Raw genomic sequence first — 26,733 nt, 5'->3', positions numbered from 1 at the left:
GTTATCTCACCTGTGTTTGCATATTTCGAAGTAGCATACTGTGAGTGCGTTCTACTGTTTCCCCAGTCAGTCTTGCTGCCTCTCTGGGAGATTCAACGCCATTAACCTCAATATGATAATTTACTTCCCCTATCCCCATCACATTATTACCAGCTGGTATTGGCGTATGCAGCAGTAAATGGGGAGTCATTACCTGATGATTCATCATACTGTTGATATTTATCGCCGCACCACTGATTATTCGGGGATCAATCGAAATATTTTTCAAAGAATGAACGACATTATTCAGATGCCCGGCCAAGCCTGAAGGTTTATTCGCTGGCGGTGGCGCTCCGGTAATTGCCGCCCTGATAAGTTCGGGTGAATAAGGATTACCACCACTTTCTACTACCATCATGCTATCAATCAGCCTTTGCATCACATTAGGATCGGTGAGATCAATGAATGCATCCTTAGAAACTCCCATCATTTTAGACACGTTGGCAATATAAATTTTAGTCTTATTGCCATCTTTTGATGGTGCCCATGTTGGGATAATACTTGCAATGGTCTGTAGCTTTTTTCCGGTAGTTTGACCACGAAAATAACGTCTCAACTGATGGGCTGCACCTTTTAATCCACTGTAGGCATCTGGATATTTAGCAAATCTGGGTTTTGGGTTATCTTCAAGTACCGCCCCTGTCTGATGTGCAAAATTCATATTTAATGGGTTGTTATTCCGTACCCCTCTGGAAGACATTATTTTCTTTAGTCTTGCCCCTGTAAGCTCACTGTTAAAAACATTCATTGACTGGTTAGCTGTAGCCATTAAACCATGATGAACATCATGCTGTTTAACAACACCAGTCTTAAGATGATCTTTATTTAGTGGCTTGTTCTTTCGTTTCTTTTTCGTTTTACTTGATTGGTCTGATACTTTAGCAGGAATATTATCAGTAACTTTTGGGCGGTGTCCTTTATCAATTATGGTTTTCCTGACATCAAGTTGTTGCTGGTATTTTTCATACTTATCTTTGCTGAAAAACAGTGTCCAGTCAGAAGCAATATAGATCCCATGTGTTGACATCCAGCTATTCAGTTGCTCAGATGTTATAAGTGGTTTTTTATTTGCTTCATACTCTCTTCGCCGCCGCATTAGAGTTTCACCCACGTTTTCGTGATTTCTTTTTGCTTCTTCCTGTAATGCATTTAACCGATTATTAAAATCAAAGAGTATACCCAGAGTGATTTTTCTTCCTGTGAATTTCCACAATTCATTCAGTGTCGCCAATAAACCTTTCGCTGAGATTTCCCCTTTGTCTAACCATTTGACTAATTCCTCAACAGCATTAAATATGTCATCACTATCAAGTGTGCCGGTGGATTGACCAGCACAATCCATTGGTGTTTTTAATAACTGTTCACTTATCAATGAGACCAAAGAAGCCGTATTACAATGGTTGCTATTTGTATCACTGGCCTGAATGCCCATGTTGGGCAAAAGCCCCTCAACATTTGCCCCAACCTGACTGACACCACCATCAATAGATTTAATTTTTTCAGTTGTTACGCCTGTTTTCTGCAATTGCCCACTGAGCTTATCCAGGCCGTTAGCGATTTGAGTGATAAAATTAACCACCGCTAATGTTGCGCTTTCAATTTCCGCCCGCATTTTAAGAACGTTAGACGTGACTTCCGTGATAACAGCCATGAATTTACGCTGCCCCACCTCGTCAATATCAAACCTAAGTGATACCAGGAAATCTTCAATTGTTTCAGTGTTATTGCTCACTTCGCCACCTCTCTATCATGGCCTCATTTTCTGATTTAACGTCAAGGGCATCATTCATCAGTGCAATATCAGCCAGGTCAAGAACGCCATCTTTCAAAGATTCATAACAGCACATACCCGCAATGACCGGGCGTAACAGGTAATCACGCCCTTCCGGCAAGGTTTCAAAATTTAAGCTGGATTGTCCCGGGATTACACTGCGCTCTCTAATGGGGCGGGAAAAAAATTTCCCAGTGAGTCTCTGATAATAAACCCCACAATTTTCAATAACTCTAAGCCATTGATGTCATCGAACATCAATACCTGACCATTAGATTCATAAATTTTGCTCCAGATACCATTCTGTTCACGGGAAACCACTGATAAGCAAATGTCATTAATTTCATATCGGTTGGATTTTCCCAGCGCATTGATTGATTCAACCAAATAAGGCAGCAATTCTTCAAAGCTGGTCTCTCTTTCATCATTGTTGGCTGTAACAAGCTTTTTCATGAGCGGTCCAAGTGCCGGAATGGCTGGCGCCAAAGCCACTGCCAGATCCTGTTGCTGAAAAGCGTTCAGTTTGCCACCACGATACTTTTTGCCGTCAATTTCAAATTCCATGATCACCCCTTAAAACTTATCCGCAAAATCGCTCAAGCCACCGAAATATAAATCCAATGCTGGCTTGAGCGTTATTTCAGCGTCTATGAAGTTAATTCGTTAGAATGTGCCTAACATGATGTCGATTTTTCCGCAATCAAATATCCAGGCAACGGTATTGCCGGCTTTAGCATTCTGCAAATCCGGCTGCTTCTGAAATGCGACAGAACGGGCAACAGCTGTGTCGTTACTTTGTTTATTGCGAATAACAATGACGTTATTACCCCATGCTGCCGATGAAAGCGATTGTGTACTCAACATCGCGTTCAGTTTGGCGTTTACCGGGCTGGTTTTAAGTAAGTTAACGGTGATGGTGCCAGATTTGGTCGCATGCAATGAATGCATCACTTCACCGTCTGCGCCTGTGGTCATGGTGTTTTTACTTTCTGACATCGTGACGGTGATACCCTCATCAGAGAGAGCTGCGCCGTTGCCAAGATCAAAAGAACCACCGACTCCGGTAATAGACGCGGAGACATCAAGAAAAGAATATGTAGCCATTTTCAACCCTTATCTGTTTACATTAATAATGACATCAGCGTAGTGAACAGCCCCTGCTAATTTGATAGCACACTGGATAACCGGTGCTTTTCGGGCTTCCCTATCGGCCTGCGCTTGTGTCGCGATTGGTGGTGCGTAAACGTAATAACCTTTCGTCAACGTTGCACCACTATTCAACGCACCAATGGGATCGCCGCCCCATACACCATGAGCGATCAATCCATTGGTCACCGCTTGATCAAGTGACTGTTCAACATTGGTAATCAAACGCGTGACACCTTCATCAGTCTGTGGGATCTTGCTGGTGCTGGTGTAAAGTAAGTTATAAAGATTGTTCTGAACGTAGTTCTGTAACCAATCCAGACCATGGCGTTCATCAATAAAATCGCCGTTTGCCATGACACCTTCCTGAATAATGGCCGTGTCGTTGTTGTATTTAACAAAAACGTTGCCGTTTTTCTTCTTCAAGGCGTTAGCTTGGGTTGCTGTCAGGCTTTCCGCAGTAACAGCAGGTTCCTGTTTGAATTTCAGGGTAATAGTGGTGTTATTGCCATTGAAATTCACGGTAAACATCCGCCCCATCAGAGAAGCGACGGTATACGGTTTACCAGATGAATATTGCCAGAGCGTGCGCTGATAATTTCCGCCTTTCAGTTGTGATCCGATATCGGTAGCAACGTCTGCATCCAATACGTCTGTTTTCTGTACTGTATGCCCATAGATACGAGAAACAGACGCGGATTCGATGTAGTCGGCAACAGACAAAATATCTTTATCTGTCAGAGTGTCATCAGCAATAACCAACCCGTACCAACCACTGGATAGCGCTCCCAGTGTCGCCACCGCCTCAGCAATCGTTTCTGCTTTCGTCGGTTCAGTAACCATAGCGCCAGAGACTTCATCCAGTTTTAACAATTCGCCAATATAAGTTCCGGTCGTTGCCGGTAAGATATAATCCATAGTGCCCGAAGAATGCGGTACGATGGTGAAACGTGAAGATGCCATGTCATAAGTGACTGAACAATCTTTCAACTTATCCTCTACCCGTTGGGCAACGCCATTAAGATTCGTCTCTTTACTCAAATCAATGCCGCTGCATATCACCTCTTTACCATTAATCATTAACTTAAAAGAACCATCCGTCACAGCAGTAAACTTACTGATCGTTTGCTGTTGCTTGTTCAATATTGCACTCTGCAAAGAGGAAATAACGTTGTCTTTAGCCCATCGACCAATATATAAATCAACCGGGCGTGGTGACTGGGAGTAATAAAGCGCTGCGGCCTGATACTCAGGTGAAGTCAGTCCAAAATCAGTACCGACACCATCGATATCAGAATACAGACGTAAACGCTCGTGAGTGTTGATCACGTTGCTTGCGCCGATGATCAGTAACGCACCAAAGTTCCGGGACTGGGCCGCATGAGGCGCCATATTCAACGTGACATTGATAATGTTTGAAACAGGTAAACCCTGCATAATTTAATCTCCAAAGAATTTGACAGGCGCTTCCACCAGTGATTTAACACCGTATTCACGCACTACTTTTCGCCGCAAGGTGATCGTCATGTCATAACGACGCACCCACTGGTTATTGATAAGCTCAGGTAAAGCAATCAACTGGCCGGATTTATCTACTGAGAGGCCGAAACGACTCAATTCGTCATTGTTCTGACTGACCGCCAGCCCATCACGAAAACAGGTGCCGTATCGCTGGCAATTCGGGCCATAAAATGAAACCAGGCATTCGATTTCTTCATGACGCCATAATTCAGTACTTTCTTCGGTCTGGTTCTCAAAAGCAGGCGTAACATCTGAAATAAAGCCCGTAATGCCAAAATCACACCCGTCATCATCCGCCGGTAACGGTGGCGATTGTACGGATGTCCAGCGGGAGCGCACTTTATCGTCAGGCAAACCAGAAACACCACTCACCCAGCAACTCAGTGTGTGCTCCAGTTCCTCATCGTACTCAGGCCCAGGAGTGACAGATGTTAACCAACCCGCTTTATCACTACCGTTGCTCATCAAAAACACCTCCATCAAACAGCAATAACTCACCATGTGCCTGGGTAAACCAAGCGCAATGCAGGCTTCGTTCCCAGTAGCAGGTTATGATTGATTTAACAGGGATACCGACCGCAAAAATAAAGAAATAAGCGTGAGCAATTCGCGGTGGCAAATACGAAAAAGGCCGCAACAAAGTGCGACCTCTACAATTATTATTCAAATTTTCACTTCTATCGGTACGTAATAGCAAATGCTGCAAGAACCAAATGAAATAAGCCCCGATAAAGATATCGGGGCTTATTAGCTTTAGCGCTTATTCGCAACTTTAACTGATTAGTACACTACCATAGCTTTTTGCGTACGCGTAAGCTTTTTGTGCTCTCGTATTTCATCATCCATTTCTAACTTAATATCGAGCATAGCCAAACATCCCTGAACAAAACTTTCTCCCTTTTGTAACCGGGAACGCACTTCAATATCCGAGACTTCAATTAAACGCGCTATGGACCGTTTGGAAAGCCCTAACGCGTAGTACATAAATAAAACTTCAATTTCTTCAGACTTATCTACCGTTTGTAGCTTTGCTATACAAGCATCAATGATCAAGCCGTCATTATCACAGCAGGAAGGACGCAATGGACGAGTTGACGTAATCAGACCTTTAAATCCAGCAGCGATTGGTGGCCAATTGACACCTGTGTCATCATCAACCCAACCGCCCCAACGCTCTAAAACTTGTTGAATATTACGCATACATTTTGACCTTTTAACTTTTAGTAACAAATAGTAGTAAAAATTATTTTCGGAATGGTCTCATGCATCCATGCATTCGATATTATAACAAATTTCTCATTCTCTATTTCTGTGTTTCTCTGTTGCTTAACTACATCGTTTAAATACATCTTCTTACTAAGTCTATTAAATAAAAATACCAAACAACCCCTATTCGGACCAGGCTTAACTTTAGAGAAAAACTCATAATATCGTTGTTAACCCAGATAGTTACACGATACTTCCCTTCCTCATTTAAATATTTATCATTTAAATTTATAAGCTTCTCTTGATCCTCCAATATACCTTCTTTGAAAACACTCATAACCCAAAATAACATGAATGCTCTTTATTGTTTCTCGAAAATTTTAAAACAACATACCAGCCCCTCTTATTATAAGATAAAAAATGTATTAAATAAAAAATAGCACAGATTTTTTATCTCATAGATATTAAAGTGTAAAAAATATTCTGGATCAGCTTTAACATCGGTCGTGAAATGCGGATTTACACACCGAAATCAAGGATACAGAAATCATACTGTTGGTATGGTAATAAACAATAAACCAGCGTAAATACGGGATCTAACCAACAGTGTTTCAAATATCTTAACCAAATTAAACAAAGCATTTAAGGCATAAATAAGGGTAATGTTGCCAACGGCAAATTACCAATTATCAGGTAAATATCCATGCGAAAAGTTTTAACGCTGTCAAATATATCCTTCTTTGACCAACGAATTTTTTAACTCATACTATTCAATAGACAGTTTGTAGAAAATATTTTTCTAGTCTAAAGCTACTTTTATCTAATACGTTTTTACAATATCAATACCTTCCGCTATCTCTATCATGCCTCATCTCTTTTTTTCCTGATGTTCATCAGACTAATAGATAATTACACGCCATAGCAAACATTTTCTTACGCCTGAAAGACTGACATCACAAACACTAATATTTTTCTCTGTTAACTTTGACAAGCATAAATAAACCCGTATCACCTGAAAGTTTGCATTTCTTTTATTTTTGGTTTAACTGTTTCAATCTGATGAACAGTTAATTTTTTACAGGTACCCATTTTGCAAGAAATTATAACGAAAAACGTCGGGTCTTTCTGGATATATAAACAGTATTTCTATACGACGGCCATGAAAAAAGCCGCCATCCTCTAAAGAATGGCGGCTTCTCATTTGATTTGGTGCCGGCTACCGGAGTCGAACTGGTGACCTACTGATTACAAGTCAGTTGCTCTACCAACTGAGCTAAGCCGGCGTATTCCGGGGGCTGCCCCGAAAGCGTGCGCAGTATATTACAACCTGATATAAATAATCAAGCATAAATAATAGATTATTTAAAAACATAGCCAAAACTCTATCATTAGTAGTATATTCAACAACATACCACTATCCAAAGACACGCCCTGATGCCAGGTGCTACCCTGCATCTTTAGCATCAAGAAACACGTCACTTCTGACAAATCAGAAATAACAAAGAAATGCTTCATAACAATTTGTCACCTATCAAAAGATAGCCACTGGTCATAAAGCAGCCTTATTGTCTGACAGCAATGGAAGACAGGACATTCAAAGTTCCCAAATTATATGAAGGTTTGTTAGCATGTTAAAAAACAAATACTCAAAAAAGGCAACAAAACAGCAATTCTTCCACTGACCTTTCATTTATTACCATCCGGAAATAGTTGACTGCTATAAATGCAATATGCTATTTAAATTAGACGCAAGTCAAAAAAACTAAATCAGGTATGCGCTAGGATTAGGTATAAATTAGATCATTTCTACATGTTATTATAACTCAAATTATTAATTATGAGGTAGATTATGCCAGGCAAAAATAACTTAATTGCACATCAAGTTTTTTTTACCTTCAAGGATGGAATAAACTGGGATAGTGAAAAAGCTATATTAGCAGAGAAAGTGACTTTAAATCATATCAATGAGATAGGTGAAATTAAAGGATGGTTTTGTGGTCGCAGTACGGTAGACAGAAAGCAATCGGTTGATTTTAGTTTAATTGGTTACTTTGAAAGTTACGAAGACCTGAATATATATATAAATCATCCGGATCATGTAAAAGGCGTAGTGCTATGGAAAGAAATCAGTACATGGACCGTTTCGGATATTATTATCGACAAAAATAAATTAATCAATTTTGCTCAATTAATAGGAAAGTAGTATGGAGTTTGACGAAAGTCTGCATAAAAGCGTAGTCGTTATTGCTGATAGCCTGCCACTTGGTTTGGCAATGAATGCCGTAAGTGTCATTAGTGTTTCAATCGGTAAAAATATTAATGGAATCGTCGGGCACGATGTTTTTAGTAAAGACAGTATTTGTTATCCCGGTGTTGTCAAAACACCGCTGCCTATTTTGAAAGCAAGCCATGATGTTCTGGATGCTATTCATCATAAATTAAAATCTGATGATAATTTTAAGTTGAGCCCTTTCTCTTGTTTGGCTCAATCATGCAGAACATATGAGGAATATGAAGGGAAATTATCTGCTGAACATTCGGATGAATTGAAGTTATCTGGTATTGGCATAGTTGGACCAAAGAAAGATATCAATAAACTCACTGGCAACTTACCACTTTACAGGTAACACATTATGTATTCTATTTTTAGAAATGATCTTCATGAATTAGGGCTGAAATACCTGGCTGAACTAAAGCAATATATGTCTGGAGAGACAGATGTATCCGCATTGGAAAAAATACAATATGAAAAGTTGAATGAAATTATCAATTATGCAAAAAATGGATCATCATTCTATAATGAGCGTCTAAATGCAATAAATTCGAATAATGACGATAACACCTTATCTTCACTCATTGAGAAACTTCCCTTTACAACAAAGTCAGATTTAAGTAAAGCAGGGAACACAATATCATCAGATAGCCTGAGTAACGCCTGGATATATTATGAAACAACAGGTACAACCGGGCCTTCAACACCTTGCCCCCGTAATGAAATAGATTCTTTAGTGAATAATAGCTTTCTGACACTGCAATATGAGTCTATTTTTAATCAGGAAGGTAAACAACATATTATTGGCGTCATGGGGCCAACGGAATTACACTCCACCGGCGATACATTTGAAGATGTATTTCGCAGTTTAGGACATACCGTCATCAAAATGTGGCCTCGTTCGCCTGTTGTCGGTATGCACAGAGTGCTAAGGCTGATACAAGATCTTAAAATAACCGCTTTAGTTTGTACCCCTGCGGTCGCTGCTGAGTTGCTAAAATATTGTCGGGACAATGGATGTAATCCACAGAAATTAGGTATCGAAGTCATTTTAGTACTTGGCGAACTTATTACGCCAAACAGATTAAGAAACTTATCCCGCAACTGGGGAGCTAAAATTTACAACTGCATGTATGCATCGCAAGAAACCTCAATTTTAGCGGCTTGCAACGATACTAATAAGCTTATTACTATTCCATTCAATAATTACTATGAGCTGATTTGTCCTTTTACTCATCGAAAATTAAATGTTGGTGATAACCACGTTGCCGGCGAATTAGTGATCACACATTTATATAAAGGGAATAAGCCACTGATTCGATATAAAACAGGGGATATGGTTCGATGCAAAGCAATAGGCTTAAATCGCTGGGAAATCGAGCCTATCGGCAGAGTAAAAGATGTATTAGTGTTGAACAATACCAATGTGTACGCTTTTGACATTGAAAACGCAGTATTTGAAGAGCTTGAATATTGCTTTGAATACTTTATTGAAATCAACAATATATCGGGTACAGACGAACTGAAAATAACGTTAGAACCAAGCGATGAATTAAATGATGCTTCACTCATTAGCAAAATAAAGAAAAAAATGGAATCCAAATTCAATATGAAGGTCGATGTGCATGTCGGAGATGTTGGCGGGTTGATTGGCACGGCGGCAATGGTCAGCTGGAAAGCCGCACGGATCCATGACCTGAGAGATGATAACAACAATATTGAGCGAAATTCAGCTTTAGAAATCATGAAAAAGAGGGCAGCTAAATGACAACCAATATCGTTAGTCCGGTTCATAAAGATTGGATCGTATTTCTAGACGGAGAATATATTAACTTTAGCAGCGCAACCTTTCTCGCCAGTACCCAGGCTTTAAATTACGGCACCGGTATATTCGAAGGGATACGAGCTTATTGGGATCAGGATAACAACCAACTCAATTTATTTAGAGTACATGAGCACTATGAACGGTTAATTCAATCGGCAAAAACACTGAAAATTGAATTACCTTACACCAGTCATGAATTGACCGATATTACCAAAAATATCATTATTAAAAACGGATTTAAACAAGACATTTATATAAGACCATTGGCGCTTAAAAAATCATTAATGCCTGGTGAAAAATTTGGCGTTAAGCTAAGTGGTGTAGACTCAACCCTCTGTATTAATATGTTGCCTATGGGCGCTTACGCTAAAAAAACGGCTTCCAAGTGTCTTATTTCAAAATGGCGGCGTGTATCGAATGCAGCCATTCCCTCTTCTGCCAAAATTACCGGCACCTATGTTAATTCTGCACTTGCTTACGAAGATGCCAAAGAACATGGATTTGATGATGCGATTATGCTGAATGAACAAGGCATGTGTGCAGAAGCAAGTACATCAAACGTTTTTATTGTTAAAGATAATTGTGTTATTACACCATCGCTTGATTCTGGCATTCTTAATGGAATAACCAGACAATCTGTTTTCGATATTTGTAAATTTCACAATATTCCCTGTATCGAGTCAGAAGTGCAACAAAAGGATCTCTATGAAGCAGATGCCTGTTTCTTAACAGGTACTGGCATTGAAATATCAATTGTTTCGCAAATAGACGATATATCATATATTCAAAAGGAAGATTCCATAGCCAATATTATCGCTAAAGATTATCAAGAAATAGTGAGAGGCAGAATCGGTGAGTTTTCACATTGGTTAAGTCCGGTTTATTAGTGTAAATCCAGGAGACACCATGGAGTGTGTTTTTTTTAGTTTCGACAAAGAGATATTTGATGTTTTAAATATAGCGACTTTAGGCCCGTCAGGTACAAGTAGTGAGCAATCGGCTATCCGTTTTGGTGAGTTTGCAATTGAAAACAAAGTAGCCAAAAGTTACCAAGTTGTTCTATGTAATACTTACGAAGAAGCCAGCAGTCAGATTATTTTAAAAGACTGCCAGGCATTGGTGGTAGCCAATGCTTATTACAATATTAGTGAGTTTTACATGGACAATAGATTTAATTTGTCCGCCGCATTTTTAAATTACACACCAAATTATGGTATAGCTATTCGTGACGAATTAACTAAAGATAACATAGTCATTGCAACCCATCCGGCACCAAAGGCGTTAATCCCAGAATTGCTGCCTGATAGCCTGAAAATAGCGGATATCATTTTTAAAGATTCAACAAGTTCAGCCGCTAAAGCGGTCGCCAATTTAGAGGTAGATGCCGCACTAACGACGGAAGTAGCAGCAAAATTACACAAACTAAAGTTTATTTCTCATATTCGACCAATTAAAATGCTTTGGTCAGTATTTACATCTGCATAAGAGCCAATATCGCTCTGAAATATGCAACTATATAGATCTATTTAAAATTTCGATATACGGAGATTATTATGTCTTTACTTACTTTACACTCAATTACTACCACACCTGAAAAGAGCAAGAGATTACTTCAGAGTTCCATTGATGATTTTGGCTGGGTACCTAACCAAAGTGGTTATATGTCGGAATCTCCTTCATTATTAGCCGCTTATCAACGCGCACATGACTTATTTATTGATAGCTCACTGAATGAAGAAGAAAAAGCGGTAGTGTGGATCACCACTGGAATAGAAAATGGTTGTGACTATACCGTTCAGGCACATGCTTTTATTGCCGTTCATAATGGTGTAGATAAAAAAACAGTTAAAGCATTAATTGAAAAAACAGATGATCTCTCCCCACGATTACTAGCGCTGCGTGAATTCACTGTAGACGTTATTTACTGCCGGGGACAATTGAAAAGAAGTGCCATTGATTTGTTCTTAAGCCGTGGTTTCAGTAAACAGAATATGCTGGATGTCGTGTTAGGTGTTTCTCAAAAGAATATGTCTACCATTCTCAATAGCATTGCCGGAACTGAAATTGATGATAATTTCAAGTTGGGCGACCTTTAATTGATCACTGATATTGAAAGGCATCAATATGCTTTATGTCGATAAAGAAGCCGTTGCACGTTATTTGACGATGGAGCTTAGTCTTAAACTAAGCGAAATAGCCTTTAAATTGCAATCGGAAAGAAAAGTAGAGCAACCTTTACGCAATATCGTGAAAGGCGAAGACGGCAGCTTAATGGGCACCATGCCAATTTATATAAAGGAAGGGCCATATCAAGGGTTTGGGTTAAAGTCAGTGGTAGTAAGATTTCAAAGTAATGGTAGTAAACCTTCACACGTTGGTAGTGTGCTGGTTTACGACGAGCCAGGTGTTTCAGGTATAGCTGTAGTGGATGCTGGCGCTATTACCGAAATTCGCACCGCGGCCGCTTCTGCTTATGCAACCCATCTTCTCGCTGCAAAAGACGCCAGCCGGTTGGCGATACTTGGCACTGGCCTACAGGCAAGAGCACATTTGCAAGCCATGCTATATGTTCGTCCTATTAAGGAAGTCACTCTATGGGGTCGCAGTGAGGAAAGATGCCGTGAGTTTGCCATATGGTGTGATAAAACTCTCAACCTTGCTATTTCGATCAAATCCTCACCTGCTGAGGCGGTGCTCAATAGTGACATTATTTGCACAACCACAGCATCACGAAACCCTATAATCAGTAGAAAAGAGTTACCGGCTAAATGCCATGTCAATGCCATTGGCGCTTCGGCACTGGGATTCCAGGAACTGAACGAAGATATGTATAGCAATACTGCCCTGTTTACTGATTCCAACGAATCGGTACTGGCTGCCTCACAATCTGTCATTAAAGCACGGGAGAAAGGCATTCTCAGCGAATCAGCGATTGGAATAGAAATTGGTACCGTTTCTCAATTTCATGCCAATTTGTCTGAGCAAGGTGTAACTATATTCCAATCCGTCGGTTTGGCCGTCCAAGATATGGTATTTTCCCGGGAAGTCATTCGACAACTAATAAAAATGTCTTAACTGTTTTAGATAAAAATGTGTCAAAGTTAAGGCAATCCATGTTAGAAAAATGGGGTTGTCGTTCTATACTAAAATCCTTACTTGTCACTTGCATACGCAAGTGACATTTCTGTGTTTAAGTATTTCGATGGGTTATCTTTGAGAGGGAATATATGCTAGAAGTGTCACAAATACTCACTTATACAGCAGCACTTGCTGTTGCAGCCGCGATACCAGGCCCTGGTATGGCAGCCGTAGTTGCCAGAAGCGTGAATGGTGGCGCGTTAACTGCATTTAGTATGTTGTTTGGCCTAGTTATTGGCGATCTAACTTATCTGTCTTTTGCTATATTTGGTTTGTCCATTATTGCGAGCCACTTTGACACTTTATTTGCTATTGTGAAATGGGGCGCTGCATTGTATTTGAGTTATTTGGCATGGCAATTCTGGTTTGCAGATCATCAACCGATTGGTGAAGGCCAACCCACTAATAAGAAAGCACTGGCTGCGGCATGGTTATCTGGTCTAACCATAACATTAGGCAATCCTAAAACCATTGCCTTCTATCTTGCGCTGTTACCTTTGGTAATTAATATGGAATCTATCTCGCTGCAAATCTGGGGATTCATGTTAGTGCCACTGACTATTTTTGTCTTAGTCGCCGTAGGAGCAGTATTTATTTTCGGCGCCCTCAGTATTCGGCATCTGTTATCAAGCCAGCGTGCGCAACAGCTTATGTATAGGGGCGCATCGGTCATTATGTTAGGTGCTGCGGTCGCAATGCTGGTTCAAAACGTTTAATTTCTTACTCTTTCCACAGTCTATTTCCACGGTTTTATTGAATAAGAATCTGTCTCAGCAAATGTTATTATTGCAAATTATTCTTATCAATAAATCGTGGACACAATCAATCCTATGTCATGAAAATGGATTAATTATCATCTGAGTAACACGCCACCATAAAAAACCCCATGCACAATAATGCATGGGGTTAGTATTTGGCGGAAGGATAGAGATTCGAACTCTAGGATGGTTTCCCATCGGCGGTTTTCAAGACCGCTGCCTTCGACCGCTCGGCCATCCTTCCATGGCGCAGGATTATGCTCTATAGCATGATAATATGTCTAGTCTTTATCGCAAAAATTCTATGATTTTTTACTGTTTGCTCAATCCGCGATCGACAATATCATTCTCTGCCCTGATCCTGCTAGAATTAGCATAAATACATCGGATCATCAGATTCACCAATTTAACGAGCTCGCTAGCACAGCCAAGCAATTATTAAGGCTTTTACTCAACGAATGTATAACAAACAATCTTCTATTAATTCATCAACCATAAACCGTTACTATGGCTTGTTCATTGTCCTGCTTTTTGTTTCCCTGTTTCTATACAGCTATAACTACTTCAACGCCTGGCTGATGGGGAAAAAGTATGCACTGAATAGCGTTTCAACCAAAATAGTATTACAGATAGAAGATTATCGTTACCACGCTAATGCTATCTTTGAACAAGCCAATATCTCATCTTTTAAACCACAGGAACCCGTTTCGCCAATGAAGCTACGACCTGATGTTTACTGGCTTGAGAGTCGTTATCAAACTGTCGATACCATTATCTTTGGTCACCATAGCGCTGCAAGTGCAGAGTTGGCGCAACGCCTTTCCAATTATATGGAGATTTTGTGGGGTGCCCGCAATGAATACAACTCTATGTACTACCTGAATGGTAAAGATAACAGTCTGTTTCTGATAACAACTTATTCTATTCTTAAGCCAGAATTAAGATTCAAAGAAAGTTATCTAACACTGACTGCCGAATCGAAACGCTCAGAAATGCTGATGCAATCCACAGCGTTAGATGAACGGGAAAATATTTCATCAATCCGCAAACTCAGCGGCGAGAATATCTATTTCTATACTTACCGGGCAACGTTCAATTCACCCGGGCAACTGGCAACAGTTATCGCTTTTGATCTGCCTATCTGTCATCTTCTTCCTATGGATATAGCGGCAAAAAACTTCATCTTATTGTCTAACGACACACAAAATCCCCATGAAACTAATAAAGTGAATATCTCACAGAATGGCTTCTGGCTCGAATTTTCTCAACCGCTCAATGGTACGCAATACAAGCTACTGTATCGGATATCACTCAAAGATTTACTGATCGATTTATTATACAGAAACATCTGGCTATTACTGGCTGATTCAATCTTTATTATCCTGTCCTTGGGTGGTCTTATTTACATTCGTAGAAAATATATTGCCCCAAATGCACTTATGAATCACGAGCTACAAATCAAGGATGCATTAAGTCACGAAATTATCTCCAACATCCCGATTGGCTTACTGATTTATGATTTCTCAACAAATCAGACAATTATGAGCAATAATATTGCCGATCATCTGTTGCCTAATATAGACTTAAACAAAATCAAGATGATGGCGAAACAGCATCATGGCGTCATTCAGACATCAATTGACGATGCAGTCTATGAAATTAAAGTGTACAGCATCCACCTGTTGCCAGAGACTTATCTGTTTTTACTGCAAGATAAAGACCAGGAAGCATTAATTAACAGACGATTACAACTTGCTCATCTGGAACACGATAAGAGCGTACAAGCCCGGCGTTTTATGCTAACTAACATTCGTTCTGAGTTAAAACAACCCATAAAGGAATTAAATAACATCGCTTGCCAACTAAAGCAAATACTCATAGAAGAAAAAAGTGATCGTATCGTTGACAATTTATTAGCTAAATCCGCATATATATCCGATTGGATCGAAAATATCTCATTACTCAATGAATTAGAATCAGGTGACTGGCAAGCAAAAAATAAGTCGTTTTCATTGTCATCTATATTAGAAGATATTCTTAAAGAAGTATTTCTAAAGATAAATAATAAGGGATTAAATTATTACTATCATTGTAATATTAATCCTGAATCTCTATTTATCGGTGATGGCTTCATCATCAGTAAAATCATCCTGATGTTGGTTAATTATGCAATCACGATCACATCTTATGGAAAAATATCACTCATAGTTAATTATTCTCAAGAATACAAAAATCATATCCAAATCGAAGTAATGGATACAGGCTCCGGGCTTAATGCAAAAGAATTGACTAATTTGAATTATCCATTTTTAATCAAAACAACCGGCGATAAATATCAATCTAATTCAGGAATGACTTTTTATCTATGTAATCAATTGTGTAAAAAATTAAATGGTCATTTTACTATAAACAGCAAACCCAGCCTTGGTACACATTACACTATCAGTCTGCCCTTGATAATCGACCAAGACCAATGCCCACAGCTATTGGAAGACATTACTGCTTTACTGGATATCAGCAATACTGAAATCTGTAAGATTACACAGAATCACCTGAATCATTATGGCGCGGCTTACTTTGATAAAAAGAAAGAAAATATGAACAGAGAATACGATATCATATTGACAGATAAGCCGTATAATTCAGCGAAATCGACTATATTATTGGTTGATAATCTGCCAGGCTTTGAGCAGATAAAATCTGACTATATTCGGTGTAATTACAACCTAAGCGAAGCTGTTATTAATGCCATTTCGTTATTAATTGAGAGAAGTTTCAGTTTTAACGAATTGGATGCCGATTCAGAAATGTCAGTATTTAACGATAAAAACAGTGATTACGATTTTGACAATGTTATAAATAGTTATCAAAAACAACTGGCTGATAGCGATTACCGACAATTATTTATCGAGACAGTACCGATAGATATTAATAAACTGTATACTGATATAGAGCAATATGATTTGGTATCACTTTCGCAAACAGCACATCGCCTGAAAGGCGTCTTTGCTATGTTAGACCTGGAATTCCTCAAACTTTCTTGCGAAACACTGGAACAACGCATAACAGACAGTAACAAAATAGAGATTAAAAATAGCATTAGCCACATTGACGCCATCGTCAAACAGCTATTGCAACAGGGTAACTAATAAGATGAATAACCTTAACGTCATTATTGCTGATGACCATCCAATTGTTCTGTTTGGCATCCGCAAATCACTTGAACGGCTTGACTGGATCAACGTTGTAGCCGAGTCTGAAGACTCAACTACATTGATCAACAATCTGTCCTGTATTAAAGCAAACGTACTGATCACTGATTTATCCATGCCTGGCGACACCTATGGCGATGGGATCAATTTGATTAAATACATCAAACGCCATTATCCCAGGCTATCAATCATTGTTCTAACCATGAACAATAATCCGGCAATTTTAAGTGCTGTACTTGAACTTGATATTGAAGGAATAGTCTTAAAACAAGGAGCACCTACAGATTTACCTGATGTACTGACCGCCCTGAAACAAGGGGAAAGATTTATACCAGAGAGTGTTTCCGAACTGTTGAAAAAAGTGACAGAAACTCCCTACAGCGACAAACCATTATCACAAAAAGAGAGTGAGGTCATACGCCTGTTTGCCCAAGGCTTCCTGGTGACAGACATTGCAAAAAAACTCAATCGCAGTGTCAAAACAATCAGCAGTCAGAAAAAATCAGCAATGGTAAAGCTGGGAGTCAATAACGATATTGCGCTACTCAATTATCTTGCTTCTGTCGCTATCAATACGGACGATCATATTCAGTAAATACGATCCTTTAATATGAAAGTCATTCTGATGCCCGGCGTCTACTTGTACCGGGCATTATTTCAAGCGCCAATATTCCTGACTCCGCCCAGTATTTGTCTAAGCGTAAGCAGGGAAACAGGCTTAGACAAACAGTCATTCATTCCTGCATCAATACAGCGTTGCTTTTCTTCTGCAAGTGCATTTGCCGTAATACCAATAATCGGCAGTTCACACTCTGCATTCCGTAAATGCGTTGTCAACGCATAACCATCCATATTAGGCATATTGACGTCCGTCAGAATGATATCAACACGCCCTTTTTGCAAATACTCCAGCGCATCTAATCCATCATTCGCCATCGCTGTCTGAAAACCAATAGATTTTAATTGGTCAGTCAATAAATGGCGGTTGATAGGATGATCATCCACCACCAAAACCATAATAGTATTAAACTGGGTGTTTGCCGGTAAAACAGGCGATACGGTATTCAACACCTCGTTATTACTCGGTGAAATTAACCTCTCAATCAATATGGGCAAATCATACAAATGGTAAGTATTATGTAGCCAATAGCTTTTTCTGATTTGTTCCGGCGAGCCAATATAGTCCGTTGATAACTCAACACAAGCATATACAGGGGAAACCACAGCATCAGGGAAATCGCTGATAATAATTTCACTGCCATCAGTGTTCTGACCACTATATAAAACAATATGTAAACCATAATGAATCAGAAAACGCTGTAAAAAATCCTCAAGATAAAGATTACGTATAGCCAGGATAACTTTTTGCTCTTGCTGGCACTGATTCATTAACTGAATTTTCGGCCTATATTTTGCGTTGTATAAAGGTAAGCGGATAGAAAACATACTGCCTATTTGTGGCTGTGAAATCACTTCAATATCACCATCCATCAGGTTGATCAATTTTTCACAAATCGCCAGGCCAAGACCCGTTCCCTGAGATGAGCTTTCCGTATTTGGCATTATTTGAAAAAACGGATCAAACAACTGAATCAGTGCCTTATCAGAAATGCCGACTCCCGTATCCTTTATTCTGACGTACAAGTAATCTCTATCAACTGTCACATGGATAATCACACACCCTGTATCAGTGAATTTAATCGCATTATTTAACAAGTTAGATATGACCTGTTGCAATCGAACAGGATCATTGCGGATATAATCCGGTACATCCGGTTCGATATAGCAATATAAGGTCAACGGCTTTTTCACAACCAACGGTAGATAGTTAGAAATAACATGAGAGATAACTTCCTGACAGGAAAATTCTCTGGATTCAATTTTGAGCTGTTTAGATTCAATCTTTGAGAAATCGAGAATATCACTGATAATTTTCAGCAACAGAGCTGAAGAATTACTCATCGTTGATAACAAACGGACAGACTCAGCAGGCAATGAATGAGCCTGTAATAACTCCAGATTGCCAATAATACCGTAAAGAGGCGTTCTCAATTCGTGGCTGACCGTAGCCAAAAACATGGACTTAGAATAGTTAGCCTGTTCCGATGCCAATGCCATTTCCTGTAATGATTTTTCCATCCGTACACGGACACTGATATCAACCAATACGCAAATTGCCACCTCTTCATTTCTGTAGCGGGAATGCACAAAACTGATTTGCAAATGATGATGATTACTGGTTACCACATCAACATAACTGCTAGTTCTGTCACAAATAATATGAATAATACGTTCCCGGTCTTCATGAGTCAGCATTCTCAAATAATTATGCGCCAACTCATTGCTCAGAATATTACTGCCATCACTTACCCGCAATATACTGATCCCAACCGGGGCTGACGCGACAATTTTATGATTAAACTGTTCATGCTCCTCCAGACGAATGGCATTTTCTTCAGCCGGAACAAACATCTTGCGCTCAAACAGATACACCAAAGTAATAATGACAACAGCAGATAGTACATTAAGCACAATACTGCTAATAATCTGTAGTTTAAAACCCTCGAAAATGTTTTTCAGTGGAAGCGCGTAAATGATACTGAATGAAGATGGCATTAGCCGACGTTTTAACAATAAATCAGTAAAATTATCATCATAACCAAAATAAGGTGATTCCAGCTGATAATCGGCATAATGAAGTTTGTACTCATCATTTGCCGGATAGTGCAAAACAGGTTGATTACTGCGATTTAATAGGGTTATTGAAATCGGGCGGTCTTGTCTCTGAATAAAAGTATCTAGCCTGATGAACTGTTCAATGCCTATCATTGCAACCATCTGACCATTGACATATACCGGCGCCAACACATAGAGATGACCGCTATCAGATCTTGCTCCAGGCATCACCCAATAAACATTTCGTTCTTTACCCTGATCTTTCAGGCTAATCAGTCTGCGAGAGTTTTCATAGACTATTTTTTTCAATGTATCAGGTTCAGTCGAGGTATTACGAATAGAAAAATTCACCATACACATACTTTTCGTTCCCACCAGAAAAATCTGATTCAAGCCCTGAGGAGCGGCAAGATTATCTTTCCAGTAAAAGATCAAGTTATTCAACGAATTTAAATAACTATGGGTATTTTTACGAAAGGTATGACAATCAGCGCTTTGATTCAGAGGATGATAAGAAAACGCCGGGTTATTATGTGGAAAATCAAGAATAGCAATTTTTTCATTAGAATTGAGCAAATGCTTTTCTGTCATATATTGAATATCCCGCAGAACACTTGCTGTATGACGCACATAAGAGAGTGTGGAATCATAATTAGCATTGTATTCTTGCCGGATATCAGACTTTACTTCATTAAAAATATTCACCAGGTAAAAAGCCGTTAATAAGGCGCCCAACGCCCACAACATAAAACCAAGCACCCGAAAAAGATAACGGGATATTTTCAGTGATGTACGAAAAGAAGAAAGATATCTCAAAAGGCTACCTGATAACAACGAACATCATTCAATGTAATGAATGACAGGATATACCAGAGTTCGAGGATCACAAAGAATCACCTGTTGCATATTTCGATATTAATCAAAATCTTTCTTAAAAAAAACAGGCACCGAAGTACCTGTTTTCTTAATTGAGTGAAAAAATGTCTTCACTTAAACCGGATCAGTTGACTCGCTGCTGCCAGCATCAGGTGAATGGGTATCATCGTTTTCCAACGCCTCCCCTTCTTCTACCAGCTCATCTTCATCATCTTCAGGTTCAGCAACCCGTTGCAAGCCGACAACTTTTTCATCCTCAGCGGTACGAATCAGTGTTACACCCTGAGTATTCCGGCCAACAACGCTGACCTCAGATACCCTGGTACGTACCAATGTACCAGCATCGGTAATCATCATAATCTGATCAGTGGGATCAACCTGAATTGCGCCGACCACATTACCATTACGCTCGCTGACTTTAATTGAGATAACCCCCTGAGTTGCACGGGATTTGATTGGATACTCGTTTTCAGCGGTACGTTTACCGTAACCATTTTCAGTGACAGTCAGAATCTCCCCTTCTCCACGCGGGATAATCAGGGAAACAACTTTGTCTTCACCGCTCAGTTTGATACCACGTACACCAGTAGCTGTACGCCCCATTGAACGAACAGCGCCCTCTTCAAAGCGGACAACTTTACCCTCAGCGGAGAACAACATAACTTCGTTACTGCCGTTAGTCAGGTCAACGCCGATCAGCTCATCACCTTCATTGAGATTAACCGCAAGAATACCGGCACTGCGCGGACGGCTGAAATCTTGTAATGCCGTTTTCTTCACTGTCCCGCTGGCCGTAGCCATAAAGACGTACAGCCCTTCTTCATATTCACGCACTGGCAGAATCGCAGTAATTCGCTCATCTTGCTCCAGCGGCAAAAGGTTCACAATCGGACGACCGCGAGCACCACGGCTGGCCTCAGGTAATTGATAAACCTTCATCCAGTACAGGCGGCCACGGCTGGAGAAGCAAAGGATCGTATCGTGAGTATTCGCCACCAGCAGCCTGTCAATGAAATCTTCTTCTTTGATACGTGCTGCGGATTTCCCTTTACCACCACGGCGTTGCGCTTCATAGTCAGACAATGGCTGATATTTGACATACCCCTGATGTGACAATGTGACAACAACATCTTCCTGATTAATCAGATCTTCGATATTGATATCAGCGGTGTTCTCCGTGATTTCAGTACGACGGGCGTCATTATACTGCGCTTTGACTGCCAACAGCTCTTCACGGATCACCTCCATCAGGCGCTCCGGGTTTTCCAGAATGAACATTAATTCACCGATTAATGTCAGCAATTCACGGTATTCATCCAGCAATTTTTCATGCTCAAGACCCGTCAGTTTTTGCAAACGCAGATCCAGAATTGCCTGTGCCTGTTGCTCGGTCAGATAATATTTACCTTCATGCACGCCATATTGCGGCTCCAGCCATTCAGGACGAGCAGCATCATCACCGGCACGTTCAAGCATAGAAGCAACATTGCCTAACTCCCACGGTTGAGCAATTAATGCGGCTTTTGCCTCGGCCGGTGCCGGAGCACGGCGAATCAGTTCGATAATAGGATCGATATTCGCCAGCGCCACCGCCAATGCTTCAAGAATATGGGCACGCTCACGGGCTTTACGTAATTCAAAAACGGTGCGACGGGTGACTACTTCGCGGCGGTGGCTGACGAACGCGGAAAGAATGTCTTTCAGATTCAGCAGCTTTGGTTGCCCCTGATGCAGAGCCACCATGTTGATACCAAAAGAAACCTGAAGCTGAGTCAGGGAATAGAGGTTATTCAGAACCACTTCACCCACCGCATCACGTTTCACTTCGATCACAATACGCATGCCGTCTTTATCAGATTCGTCACGAAGTGCACTAATCCCTTCGATGCGTTTTTCTTTCACCAGCTCGGCAATTTTTTCAATCAGGCGGGCTTTGTTAACCTGATAAGGAATTTCGTGAACCAGGATAGTTTCACGGCCATTTTTCTCATCAACTTCGATTTCAGCACGGGCACGGATATAAATTTTACCGCGGCCAGTCCGGTAAGCTTCCTGAATACCCCGACGACCATTAATGATGGCCGCTGTCGGGAAATCCGGACCTGGAATATACTGCATCAGACCTTCAATGCTGATGTTTTCATCTTCAATATAAGCCAGACAACCATCAATAACTTCGGATAAGTTATGAGGAGGAATGTTAGTCGCCATACCCACTGCGATACCGGAGGAACCATTGATCAGCAGATTAGGTACTTTGGTCGGCATAACTTCCGGGATCTGCTCTGTACCATCATAGTTCGGCACAAAATCGACAGTCTCTTTTTCCAGATCCGCCAGCAGCTCATGGGCAATTTTCGCCATGCGCACTTCGGTGTAACGCATCGCCGCGGCTGAGTCACCATCGACTGATCCAAAGTTACCCTGACCATCGACCAACATATAGCGCAGGGAAAACGGCTGCGCCATACGAACAATCGTGTCGTAGACCGCGCTGTCCCCATGTGGGTGGTATTTACCGATGACGTCGCCGACAACACGGGCAGACTTCTTGTAGGGTTTATTCCAATCATTTCCCAGTACACTCATTGCGAAAAGTACGCGACGGTGTACCGGCTTCAGTCCATCTCGAACATCTGGTAGTGCGCGCCCGACAATAACAGACATCGCATAATCCAGATACGAGCTCTTCAGCTCTTCTTCGATATTGACCGGTGTGATTTCTCTGGCAATGTCGCTCATGGAGCCCACTATCCCTCATAATTCCGGATTCAAAGGTTTAGAACTATACCACAAATCAATAGTTTTATAAAAATCAGATACGGGTATTTAAAAATTAAGCCATGTATACTATGACTAAAACGGAGTAAATCCACCTGTAAAGCAAGTTTAAGGAGCGACAACCGCTGATGAATGTTAAAACCCCCTCCACAACAAGCAATGTTGACCAACAGGAAATCGAGAAATTTGAAGCGGTTGCTTCCCGCTGGTGGGATTTGGGCGGTGAATTTCAGCCACTGCACCGGATTAACCCACTGCGCCTGAATTATATTTTGCAACGTTCCGGCGGCATTTTCGGTAAGAAAATCTTAGACGTGGGTTGTGGCGGCGGTATTTTGTCGGAAAGTATGGCCCGTGAAGGTGCGGAAGTAACCGGGCTTGATATGGGTACTGAGCCGCTTCAAGTAGCCAGACTGCACGCCCTTGAAGCAGGCATCCCCGTGACTTATGTACAGGAAACCGTGGAAAGCCATGCAGAAAAATATCCACAGGCTTATGATATCGTCACCTGTATGGAAATGCTGGAGCATGTACCGGACCCGCAATCGGTTGTCCATGCCTGCGCACAGTTAGTCAAACCCGGTGGACACGTCTTCTTCTCTACCATTAACCGCAACAAGAAAGCCTGGCTTATGGCGGTGATCGGTGCGGAATATATTCTGAAAATGGTACCGAAAGGAACCCATGATGCGAAGAAATTTATTCGCCCATCAGAATTAATCGGCTGGATTGACAGAACACCACTGCAAGAACAGCACATTATCGGCCTGCATTATAACCCGCTAACGGATAAATTTACCCTCGGTCACAATGTGGACGTCAATTATATATTACACACCCAGTATGTCTGACATATTCATCTGACAGATTAATAAATCGGCAAATAAATCCTATTTTCAGGAATTTTTTTACTCATTTTTACCGGTGTTTCTGTCGGAGCAACCGCTAGTAATGATGCAGGCTTCCGGCTTTTTAATAAATTTAGTCCTCAAGTTATCCACAAGAATCCGTATTTTTGTGCACTTGATAAAAGCTGTTTTTAACATTATCTTGTTGTCATTATTTAGTGTACCCCCTACATATTGTGTTCCTTAACATTCCATTACCACTACTCTCTCGTTGGTTTCTTCACCACTGAGGGGGTTATGTTTTGGTCTGAGTTAAAGACACAAAGCAGGTGGGAGCAAGTCTGAAAGTAAATGTAAGGTATGCTTGTCCATGAACCATAGTCTGCTAGTAACAAAGCGTGATGGCCACAAAGAACGAATTGACCTTGAGAAAATCCACCGGGTTATTAACTGGGCAGCCGACGGTCTGAAAAATGTCTCGGTATCACAAGTAGAACTGCGTTCTCAAATCCAATTTTACGACAGTATCAAAACCTCAGATATCCACGAGACGATGATTAAAGCTGCCGCGGACCTTATCTCCGGTGATGCACCAGACTATCAGTATCTGGCAGCCCGCCTGGCAATTTTCAACCTGCGTAAAAAAGCCTACGGTCAATTTGAGCCACCAGCCCTGTATGATCACGTATCCCGTATGGTGGAAATGGGCAAATATGACAAACACTTGCTGGCAGACTACTCGAAAGAAGAATTCGAGCAAATGAACGAGTTTATTGACCACTGGCGTGATATGAATTTCTCTTACGCAGCGGTCAAACAGCTCGAAGGTAAATACCTGGTTCAAAATCGTGTTACCGGTGAAATTTATGAGAGTGCTCAGTTCCTTTATATTCTGGTAGCCGCCTGCCTGTTCTCCGGTTATCCGAAAGAAACCCGGCTGGACTATATCCGTCGTTTTTACGACGCAGCTTCCACGTTTAAAATTTCCTTACCAACGCCCATCATGGCAGGTGTGCGCACCCCTACCCGTCAATTCAGCTCCTGCGTATTGATTGAGTGTGATGATAGCCTGGACTCCATTAATGCCACTTCCAGCGCCATTGTGAAATATGTTTCCCAACGCGCAGGTATTGGCATCAACGCGGGTCGTATTCGTGCATTGGGCAGCCCAATTCGTAACGGTGAAGCCTTCCACACCGGCTGTATTCCGTTCTACAAGCATTTCCAGACAGCCGTAAAATCCTGTTCGCAGGGGGGTGTCCGTGGCGGTGCCGCGACGCTGTTCTATCCACTGTGGCACCTGGAAGTTGAAAGCCTGCTGGTGCTGAAAAATAACCGTGGCGTTGAAGGCAATCGTGTCCGTCATATGGACTACGGCGTACAGCTCAACAAATTAATGTATGAGCGCCTGATCAAAGGTGAAGATATTACCCTGTTCAGCCCATCTGACGTCCCTGGATTATATGATGCATTCTTTGCGGATCAGGATAAATTTGAACGTCTGTATACTCAATATGAGCAGGACAGCAATATCCGTCAGCAACGCCTGAAAGCGGTTGATCTCTTCTCCCTAATGATGCAGGAACGTGCTTCCACCGGACGTATCTACATTCAGAACGTTGACCACTGCAACACGCACAGCCCATTTGATCCATCAGTCGCTCCTGTACGCCAGTCAAATTTGTGTCTGGAAATTGCACTGCCAACCAAGCCATTGAATGATATCAATGATAAAAATGGCGAAATCGCGCTGTGTACACTGTCCGCATTCAACCTGGGTGCGATTGAAAATCTTGATGAGCTGGAAGAACTAGCAACTCTGGCCGTCCGTGCGCTTGACGCCCTGCTTGATTATCAGGACTACCCGATCATTGCCGCAAAACAAGGGGCAATGGGTCGCCGTACTTTAGGTATTGGTGTCATCAACTATGCTTACTATCTGGCAAAACATGGCGTACGTTATTCAGATGGCAGCGCTAACAACCTGACGCACAAAACATTTGAAGCTGTCCAGTATTACCTGTTGAAAGCTTCCAATGAGCTGGCGAAAGAGCAAGGCGCTTGCCCGTGGTTTAAAGAAACCACCTATTCTGAAGGTATCCTGCCTATTGATACCTACAAAAAAACGCTGGATACATTGGTCAATGAGCCACTGCACTATGATTGGGAAACGTTGCGCCGTGATATCAAACAACAAGGTCTGCGTAATTCAACATTATCCTCTTTGATGCCGTCAGAGACATCTTCACAGATCTCTAACGCCACCAACGGCATTGAACCGCCTCGTGGTTACATCAGCATCAAAGCATCAAAAGATGGCATTTTGCGTCAGGTTGTACCGGAGTATGAACGTCTGAAAGGCGCTTATGAACTCCTGTGGCAAATGCCGGGTAATGATGGCTACTTGCAGTTGGTAGGTATCATGCAGAAATTTATCGATCAGTCGATCTCTGCCAATACCAACTATGATCCGACACGTTTCCCTAGTGGAAAAGTGCCGATGAATCAGCTGCTGAAAGATTTGCTACTCGCCTACAAATATGGTGTGAAGACACTGTATTACCATAATACACGTGATGGTGCGGAAGACGTTCAGGGTGACCTGGAAGAAGTCGTGGAATCAGCTGATTCCGATTGTGAAGGCGGCGCGTGTAAGATTTAATT

At 41.2% G+C, this 26,733-nt stretch carries 21 protein-coding genes and 2 tRNA genes; 12 read left to right on the top strand and 11 right to left on the bottom strand.

Going from position 1 to position 26,733, the window contains the following annotated elements; all coding sequences use genetic code 11:
• Position 1: 1 nt before the first annotated feature.
• The 8 genes from C5470_RS12945 to C5470_RS12910 form a co-directional block, all read right to left on the bottom strand.
• On the bottom strand, positions 2 to 1,771 hold the full coding sequence (locus C5470_RS12945) for a hypothetical protein (protein ID WP_166289675.1): 1,770 nt from the start codon (positions 1,769 to 1,771) through the stop codon (positions 2 to 4).
• The gene (locus tag C5470_RS12940) at positions 1,761 to 1,931 is read right to left on the bottom strand and encodes a DUF6889 family protein (protein WP_166289672.1); all 171 of its coding nucleotides are present in this window, start codon (positions 1,929 to 1,931) and stop codon (positions 1,761 to 1,763) included. Before C5470_RS12940 ends, C5470_RS12945 begins: the two co-directional genes overlap by 11 nt.
• A gap of 32 nt (positions 1,932 to 1,963) precedes the next feature.
• Entirely contained in the window at positions 1,964 to 2,374 is a 411-nt protein-coding gene (locus tag C5470_RS12935) for a phage tail assembly chaperone (protein ID WP_166289669.1), read from the bottom strand.
• A 99-nt stretch (positions 2,375 to 2,473) separates the two neighbouring features.
• Entirely contained in the window at positions 2,474 to 2,914 is a 441-nt protein-coding gene (locus C5470_RS12930) for a DUF3277 family protein (protein WP_036848161.1), read from the bottom strand.
• Positions 2,915 to 2,923: 9 nt separating this feature from the next.
• Entirely contained in the window at positions 2,924 to 4,393 is a 1,470-nt protein-coding gene (locus C5470_RS12925; RefSeq protein ID WP_207626984.1) for a DUF3383 domain-containing protein, read from the bottom strand.
• Between the two features lie 3 nt (positions 4,394 to 4,396).
• Complete coding sequence (locus C5470_RS12920; protein ID WP_242687975.1) at positions 4,397 to 4,942, bottom strand: phage neck terminator protein; 546 nt, start codon at positions 4,940 to 4,942, stop codon at positions 4,397 to 4,399.
• Between the two features lie 315 nt (positions 4,943 to 5,257).
• Complete coding sequence (locus C5470_RS12915) at positions 5,258 to 5,677, bottom strand: antiterminator Q family protein (protein ID WP_166289663.1); 420 nt, start codon at positions 5,675 to 5,677, stop codon at positions 5,258 to 5,260.
• A 1,213-nt stretch (positions 5,678 to 6,890) separates the two neighbouring features.
• Positions 6,891 to 6,966: transfer RNA gene (locus tag C5470_RS12910), tRNA-Thr, on the bottom strand.
• Between the two features lie 566 nt (positions 6,967 to 7,532).
• Here C5470_RS12910 and C5470_RS12905 point away from each other — a divergent pair.
• From C5470_RS12905 to C5470_RS12870, 8 genes are all read left to right on the top strand, one after another.
• On the top strand, positions 7,533 to 7,886 hold the full coding sequence (locus tag C5470_RS12905; RefSeq protein ID WP_166289660.1) for a Dabb family protein: 354 nt from the start codon (positions 7,533 to 7,535) through the stop codon (positions 7,884 to 7,886).
• A 1-nt stretch (position 7,887) separates the two neighbouring features.
• Positions 7,888 to 8,310, top strand: a complete 423-nt coding sequence (locus C5470_RS12900) for a DUF2000 domain-containing protein (protein WP_166289656.1) — start codon at positions 7,888 to 7,890, stop codon at positions 8,308 to 8,310.
• A gap of 6 nt (positions 8,311 to 8,316) precedes the next feature.
• Positions 8,317 to 9,723 (top strand): phenylacetate--CoA ligase family protein, encoded by a 1,407-nt coding sequence (locus C5470_RS12895; protein WP_166289653.1) that lies wholly within the window; start codon positions 8,317 to 8,319, stop codon positions 9,721 to 9,723.
• Positions 9,720 to 10,667, top strand: a complete 948-nt coding sequence (locus C5470_RS12890) for a branched-chain amino acid transaminase (protein WP_166289650.1) — start codon at positions 9,720 to 9,722, stop codon at positions 10,665 to 10,667. Before C5470_RS12895 ends, C5470_RS12890 begins: the two co-directional genes overlap by 4 nt.
• A gap of 19 nt (positions 10,668 to 10,686) precedes the next feature.
• Positions 10,687 to 11,265: a prephenate decarboxylase gene (locus C5470_RS12885; protein WP_166289647.1), complete on the top strand. Its 579-nt coding sequence runs from the start codon at positions 10,687 to 10,689 to the stop codon at positions 11,263 to 11,265.
• A 68-nt stretch (positions 11,266 to 11,333) separates the two neighbouring features.
• Positions 11,334 to 11,876 carry a carboxymuconolactone decarboxylase family protein gene (locus tag C5470_RS12880; RefSeq protein ID WP_036848182.1) on the top strand — a complete coding sequence of 181 codons (543 nt, stop codon included), beginning with the start codon at positions 11,334 to 11,336 and terminating at the stop codon, positions 11,874 to 11,876.
• Positions 11,877 to 11,904: 28 nt separating this feature from the next.
• Positions 11,905 to 12,855 (top strand): ornithine cyclodeaminase family protein, encoded by a 951-nt coding sequence (locus C5470_RS12875; RefSeq protein ID WP_166289644.1) that lies wholly within the window; start codon positions 11,905 to 11,907, stop codon positions 12,853 to 12,855.
• 152 nt (positions 12,856 to 13,007) lie between these two features.
• Entirely contained in the window at positions 13,008 to 13,634 is a 627-nt protein-coding gene (locus C5470_RS12870) for a LysE family translocator (RefSeq protein WP_166289641.1), read from the top strand.
• A 198-nt stretch (positions 13,635 to 13,832) separates the two neighbouring features.
• On the opposite strand, the gene C5470_RS12865 is transcribed toward C5470_RS12870, so the two are convergent.
• Positions 13,833 to 13,920 (bottom strand) — tRNA-Ser (locus C5470_RS12865).
• 214 nt (positions 13,921 to 14,134) lie between these two features.
• On the opposite strand from C5470_RS12865, the gene rcsD reads away from it, so the two are divergent.
• Both rcsD and rcsB read left to right on the top strand, forming a co-directional pair.
• Positions 14,135 to 16,825, top strand: coding sequence for a phosphotransferase RcsD (rcsD, locus tag C5470_RS12860; protein WP_166289638.1), 2,691 nt, complete (start codon positions 14,135 to 14,137; stop codon positions 16,823 to 16,825).
• Positions 16,826 to 16,829: 4 nt separating this feature from the next.
• A complete protein-coding gene (rcsB, locus tag C5470_RS12855) occupies positions 16,830 to 17,483 on the top strand; it encodes a response regulator transcription factor RcsB (protein WP_166289635.1) in 654 nt (217 codons plus the stop codon).
• A gap of 62 nt (positions 17,484 to 17,545) precedes the next feature.
• Here rcsB and rcsC read toward each other — a convergent pair whose 3' ends face one another.
• Positions 17,546 to 20,380 carry a two-component system sensor histidine kinase RcsC gene (gene rcsC, locus C5470_RS12850; RefSeq protein ID WP_166289632.1) on the bottom strand — a complete coding sequence of 945 codons (2,835 nt, stop codon included), beginning with the start codon at positions 20,378 to 20,380 and terminating at the stop codon, positions 17,546 to 17,548.
• Between the two features lie 174 nt (positions 20,381 to 20,554).
• The gene (gyrA, locus tag C5470_RS12845; RefSeq protein ID WP_166289629.1) at positions 20,555 to 23,182 is read right to left on the bottom strand and encodes a DNA topoisomerase (ATP-hydrolyzing) subunit A; all 2,628 of its coding nucleotides are present in this window, start codon (positions 23,180 to 23,182) and stop codon (positions 20,555 to 20,557) included.
• Between the two features lie 167 nt (positions 23,183 to 23,349).
• On the opposite strand from gyrA, the gene ubiG reads away from it, so the two are divergent.
• Positions 23,350 to 24,072, top strand: coding sequence for a bifunctional 2-polyprenyl-6-hydroxyphenol methylase/3-demethylubiquinol 3-O-methyltransferase UbiG (gene ubiG, locus C5470_RS12840; RefSeq protein ID WP_166289626.1), 723 nt, complete (start codon positions 23,350 to 23,352; stop codon positions 24,070 to 24,072).
• A 367-nt stretch (positions 24,073 to 24,439) separates the two neighbouring features.
• Positions 24,440 to 26,731: a class 1a ribonucleoside-diphosphate reductase subunit alpha gene (gene nrdA, locus C5470_RS12835; protein WP_166289623.1), complete on the top strand. Its 2,292-nt coding sequence runs from the start codon at positions 24,440 to 24,442 to the stop codon at positions 26,729 to 26,731.
• Positions 26,732 to 26,733: the final 2 nt, after the last annotated feature.

The sequence above is a fragment of the Photorhabdus stackebrandtii genome (assembly GCF_011189495.1).
Classification (GTDB): Bacteria; Pseudomonadota; Gammaproteobacteria; order Enterobacterales; family Enterobacteriaceae; genus Photorhabdus; species Photorhabdus khanii.
Note: the sequence above shows the minus strand (reverse complement) of the source record. Positions and strands in the feature narration are given on the sequence as shown.

Bases quoted from the DNA above. Each gene is read 5' to 3' on its own strand.
- rcsB (WP_166289635.1), top strand. From the start codon at position 16,830: ATGAATAACCTTAACGTCATTATTGCTGATGACCATCCAATTGTTCTG.
- C5470_RS12885 (WP_166289647.1), top strand. From the start codon at position 10,687: ATGGAGTGTGTTTTTTTTAGTTTCGACAAAGAGATATTTGATGTTTTA.
- nrdA (WP_166289623.1), top strand. From the start codon at position 24,440: ATGAACCATAGTCTGCTAGTAACAAAGCGTGATGGCCACAAAGAACGA.
- C5470_RS12905 (WP_166289660.1), top strand. From the start codon at position 7,533: ATGCCAGGCAAAAATAACTTAATTGCACATCAAGTTTTTTTTACCTTC.
- C5470_RS12935 (WP_166289669.1), bottom strand. From the start codon at position 2,374: ATGGAATTTGAAATTGACGGCAAAAAGTATCGTGGTGGCAAACTGAAC.
- gyrA (WP_166289629.1), bottom strand. From the start codon at position 23,182: ATGAGCGACATTGCCAGAGAAATCACACCGGTCAATATCGAAGAAGAG.
- ubiG (WP_166289626.1), top strand. From the start codon at position 23,350: ATGAATGTTAAAACCCCCTCCACAACAAGCAATGTTGACCAACAGGAA.
- C5470_RS12900 (WP_166289656.1), top strand. From the start codon at position 7,888: ATGGAGTTTGACGAAAGTCTGCATAAAAGCGTAGTCGTTATTGCTGAT.
- C5470_RS12880 (WP_036848182.1), top strand. From the start codon at position 11,334: ATGTCTTTACTTACTTTACACTCAATTACTACCACACCTGAAAAGAGC.
- C5470_RS12875 (WP_166289644.1), top strand. From the start codon at position 11,905: ATGCTTTATGTCGATAAAGAAGCCGTTGCACGTTATTTGACGATGGAG.
- C5470_RS12890 (WP_166289650.1), top strand. From the start codon at position 9,720: ATGACAACCAATATCGTTAGTCCGGTTCATAAAGATTGGATCGTATTT.
- C5470_RS12925 (WP_207626984.1), bottom strand. From the start codon at position 4,393: ATGCAGGGTTTACCTGTTTCAAACATTATCAATGTCACGTTGAATATG.
- C5470_RS12915 (WP_166289663.1), bottom strand. From the start codon at position 5,677: ATGCGTAATATTCAACAAGTTTTAGAGCGTTGGGGCGGTTGGGTTGAT.
- rcsD (WP_166289638.1), top strand. From the start codon at position 14,135: ATGTATAACAAACAATCTTCTATTAATTCATCAACCATAAACCGTTAC.
- C5470_RS12930 (WP_036848161.1), bottom strand. From the start codon at position 2,914: ATGGCTACATATTCTTTTCTTGATGTCTCCGCGTCTATTACCGGAGTC.
- C5470_RS12920 (WP_242687975.1), bottom strand. From the start codon at position 4,942: ATGAGCAACGGTAGTGATAAAGCGGGTTGGTTAACATCTGTCACTCCT.
- C5470_RS12870 (WP_166289641.1), top strand. From the start codon at position 13,008: ATGCTAGAAGTGTCACAAATACTCACTTATACAGCAGCACTTGCTGTT.
- C5470_RS12895 (WP_166289653.1), top strand. From the start codon at position 8,317: ATGTATTCTATTTTTAGAAATGATCTTCATGAATTAGGGCTGAAATAC.